This window comes from Williamsia sp. Y712 (assembly GCF_059445525.1).
This window is the reverse complement of record NZ_JCAIUN010000005.1, coordinates 1-4,908: the sequence shown is the minus strand read 5'-3', so window position 1 is coordinate 4,908 and position 4,908 is coordinate 1. Positions and strand designations below refer to the sequence as shown.

Here is a 4,908-nt window from a genome sequence, read left to right as displayed (position 1 = left end):
AATGATTAGTGCTGATCATTTGTTTGTTTGTGTGTTGTTTCAGATATTGCACAGTGGATGCGAGACATAAAGTCTTCTTGTTTTGGTTGTAAGTCCTCGGCCGATTAGTACCAGTCACCTGCACCCGTTACCGGGCTTCCAGTTCTGGCCTATCTACCCCATGGTCTGTAGGGGGCCTTAACCACGCAAAGGTGGTGAGAAACCTCATCTTGGAACAGGCTTCCCGCTTAGATGCTTTCAGCGGTTATCCCTTCCGAACGTAGCTAACCAGCGGTGCCCTTGGTAGGACAACTGGCACACCAGAGGTTCGTCCGTCCCGGTCCTCTCGTACTAGGGACAGGTTTCCTCAAGTTTCTTACGCGCGCGGCGGATAGAGACCGAACTGTCTCACGACGTTCTAAACCCAGCTCGCGTGCCGCTTTAATGGGCGAACAGCCCAACCCTTGGGACCTACTCCAGCCCCAGGATGCGACGAGCCGACATCGAGGTGCCAAACCATCCCGTCGATATGGACTCTTGGGGAAGATCAGCCTGTTATCCCCGGGGTACCTTTTATCCGTTGAGCGACACCGCTTCCACTTGCCGGTGCCGGATCACTAGTCCCGACTTTCGTCCCTGCTCGACATGTACGTCTCACAGTCAAGCTCCCTTGTGCACTTACACTCAACACCTGATTGCCAACCAGGCTGAGGGAACCTTTGGGCGCCTCCGTTACATTTTAGGAGGCAACCGCCCCAGTTAAACTACCCACCAGGCACTGTCCCTGAACCAGATCATGGTCCGAAGTTAGATGTCCAATACGATCAGAGTGGTATTTCAACAACGACTCCACACACACTGGCGTGCATGTATCACAGTCTCCCACCTATCCTACACAAACCGAACCGAACAACAATACCAAGCTATAGTGAAGGTCCCGGGGTCTTTTCGTCCTGCCGCGCGTAACGAGCATCTTTACTCGTAATGCAATTTCGCCGAGTCTGTGGTTGAGACAGCAGAGAAGTCGTTACGCCATTCGTGCAGGTCGGAACTTACCCGACAAGGAATTTCGCTACCTTAGGATGGTTATAGTTACCACCGCCGTTTACTGGGGCTTAAATTCTCAGCTTCACCACCGAAGTGATTAACCGGTCCTCTTAACCTTCCAGCACCGGGCAGGCGTCAGTCCGTATACATCGTCTTACGACTTCGCACGGACCTGTGTTTTTAGTAAACAGTCGCTTCTCTCTGGTCTCTGCGACCACACCCAGCTCAGAGAGTAAATCTCATCACCAGACATGGTCCCCCTTCTCCCGAAGTTACGGGGGCATTTTGCCGAGTTCCTTAACCACAGTTCTCTCGATCGCCTTAGTATTCTCTACCTGACCACCTGTGTTGGTTTGGGGTACGGGCCGTGTCGCCACTCGCTAGAGGCTTTTCTTGGCAGCATAGGATCATGGAATTCGCCTCATTCGGCTACGCATCACCTCTCAGGCTATANCACCCTCCACACCTGGATCACTCCGATGCTTCCATGGATGCAGGACGCTCCCCTACCCACCCACACCACTGCTCAAGTCCCCGCAGGAACAAGAGAATGTATTGTGTGAGTGCCGCGGCTTCGGCGGTGTACTTGAGCCCCGCTACATTGTCGGCGCAGGATCACTTGACCAGTGAGCTATTACGCACTCTTTCAAGGGTGGCTGCTTCTAAGCCAACCTCCTGGTTGTCTTCGCGACCCCACATCCTTTTCCACTTAGTACACGCTTAGGGGCCTTAGCCGGCGATCTGGGCTGTTTCCCTCTCGACTACGAACCTTATCGCCCGCAGTCTCACTGCCGCACTCTGACTCACTGGCATTCGGAGTTTGGCTGACGTCAGTAACCTTGTAGGGCCCATCGGCCATCCAGTAGCTCTACCTCCAGTGAGGAACATGCGACGCTGCACCTAAATGCATTTCGGGGAGAACCAGCTATCACGGAGTTTGATTGGCCTTTCACCCCTACCCACAGCTCATCCCCTCCATTTTCAACTGAAGTGGGTTCGGTCCTCCACGACGTCTTACCGTCGCTTCAACCTGGCCATGGGTAGATCACTCCGCTTCGGGTCTAGACCCGGCGACTCATACGCCCTATTCGGACTCGCTTTCGCTACGGCTGCCCCTCACGGGTTAACCTCGCCACCGAGCACTAACTCGCAGGCTCATTCTTCAAAAGGCACGCCATCACCCACCGTCGACTAAACGACGCATCGGCTTTGACGGATTGTAAGCGCACGGTTTCAGGTACTATTTCACTCCCCTCCCGGGGTACTTTTCACCTTTCCCTCACGGTACTAGTCCGCTATCGGTCACCAGGGAGTATTCAGGCTTATCGGGTGGTCCCGACAGATTCACAGCAGATTTCACGGGCCCGCTGCTACTTGGGTGTCTACTACAACAGTTGTCATGTTTTCGTCTACGGGACTCTCACCCTCAACGGCAGGCCGTTCCAGACCACTTCGACTAACACAACAATTTTTTACTGTCGGCCGATCCGGCAGAATCGACAAAATAGATCCCACAACCCCACACAGACAACCCCTGCCGGGTATCACATCTGCATGGTTTAGCCTCATCCGCTTTCGCTCGCCACTACTCACGGAATCACATGTTGTTTTCTCTTCCTGTGGGTACTGAGATGTTTCACTTCCCCACGTTCCCTCCACACACCCTATATATTCAGGCGCGGGTAACACGACATCACTCGTGCTGGGTTTCCCCATTCGGACACCCTCGGATCACAGCTCGGTTGACAGCTCCCCGAGGCTTATCGCAGCCTCCTACGTCCTTCATCGGCTCCTGGTGCCAAGGCATCCACCGTACGCTCTTAAACACTTACAAACATTTATCAAAACAAAAATAAAGATGCTCGCATCCACTGTGCAATTCTCAAACAACACACACCAACCACATCCAACACCCCAACAAGACTTCTTCAAGTCCTGTTGATAACAGGCGGACCGCAATCGGCATCCATGTCTAACCCTAGAAAAAACTCATCTCCACTCACGCGGAGGTGTGTTCCCTCAGGACCCAATAGTGTATCGATGCTTCACACAGTCACCTGTGTAAACGCCGGCAGACCTTCTTTAACGAAAGACGCTGGCATTGTTAGTGTTTCACCCATGAGCTCCCACCACTGAACATTCGCCAGTGAAGCGGGGCCACCACACTCACACACCCCGGTAAAGAGGTGAGGCGCTGGTACAAAGCAGCACATCGAGTGTGGTTTATGTTGCTCCTTAGAAAGGAGGTGATCCAGCCGCACCTTCCGGTACGGCTACCTTGTTACGACTTCGTCCCAATCGCCAATCCCACCTTCGACGGCTCCCTCCCACAAGGGGTTGGGCCACCGGCTTCGGGTGTTACCAACTTTCATGACGTGACGGGCGGTGTGTACAAGGCCCGGGAACGTATTCACCGCAGCGTTGCTGATCTGCGATTACTAGCGACTCCGACTTCACGGGGTCGAGTTGCAGACCCCGATCCGAACTGAGACCGGCTTTAAGGGATTCGCTCCACCTCACGGTATCGCAGCCCTCTGTACCGGCCATTGTAGCATGTGTGAAGCCCTGGACATAAGGGGCATGATGACTTGACGTCATCCCCACCTTCCTCCGAGTTGACCCCGGCAGTCTCTCACGAGTCCCCGCCATTACGCGCTGGCAACATAAGATAAGGGTTGCGCTCGTTGCGGGACTTAACCCAACATCTCACGACACGAGCTGACGACAGCCATGCACCACCTGTATACCGACCACAAGGGGGGCCATATCTCTATGGCTTTCCGGTATATGTCAAACCCAGGTAAGGTTCTTCGCGTTGCATCGAATTAATCCACATGCTCCGCCGCTTGTGCGGGCCCCCGTCAATTCCTTTGAGTTTTAGCCTTGCGGCCGTACTCCCCAGGCGGGGTACTTAATGCGTTAGCTACGGCACGGATCCCGTGAAAAGGAACCCACACCTAGTACCCACCGTTTACAGCGTGGACTACCAGGGTATCTAATCCTGTTCGCTACCCACGCTTTCGTTCCTCAGCGTCAGTTACTACCCAGAGACCCGCCTTCGCCACCGGTGTTCCTCCTGATATCTGCGCATTTCACCGCTACACCAGGAATTCCAGTCTCCCCTGTAGTACTCAAGTCTGCCCGTATCGCCCGCACGCTTGGAGTTAAGCCCCAAGTTTTCACGAACGACGCGACAAACCGCCTACGAACTCTTTACGCCCAGTAATTCCGGACAACGCTCGCACCCTACGTATTACCGCGGCTGCTGGCACGTAGTTGGCCGGTGCTTCTTCTCCAGGTACCGTCACTTTCGCTTCGTCCCTGGTGAAAGAGGTTTACAACCCGAAGGCCGTCATCCCTCACGCGGCGTCGCTGCATCAGGCTTGCGCCCATTGTGCAATATTCCCCACTGCTGCCTCCCGTAGGAGTCTGGGCCGTGTCTCAGTCCCAGTGTGGCCGGTCGCCCTCTCAGGCCGGCTACCCGTCGTCGCCTTGGTAGGCCATTACCCCACCAACAAGCTGATAGGCCGCGGGCCCATCCCAAACCGCCGGAGCTTTCCACCACCAGACATGCATCCAGTGGTCATATTCGGTATTAGACCCAGTTTCCCAGGCTTATCCCAAAGTTTGGGGCAGATCACCCACGTGTTACTCACCCGTTCGCCACTAATCCACCAGCAAGCTGGCTTCATCGTTCGACTTGCATGTGTTAAGCACGCCGCCAGCGTTCGTCCTGAGCCAGGATCAAACTCTCCATGAAAATCCTCTAAAACCACTCCGAAGAGCAGGTTTCAAAAAAATCTGTTCTGAAGAGATTTTCAAATCCCAACCAAACAAAAACTGACACCACCACAGGACTCAAAACCTGCGATGGGATCAAAA

General features: G+C 54.3%; 2 rRNA genes. Both read right to left on the bottom strand.

Features of this window, described 5'->3' with window-relative positions:
• Positions 1-84: 84 nt before the first annotated feature.
• Positions 85-2,860, bottom strand: a 23S ribosomal RNA gene (locus AC1D75_RS27050).
• Positions 2,861-3,265: 405 nt separating this feature from the next.
• Positions 3,266-4,786: ribosomal RNA gene (locus tag AC1D75_RS27045) — 16S ribosomal RNA — on the bottom strand.
• Together the 16S and 23S rRNA genes form the textbook arrangement of a ribosomal RNA operon.
• Positions 4,787-4,908: the final 122 nt, after the last annotated feature.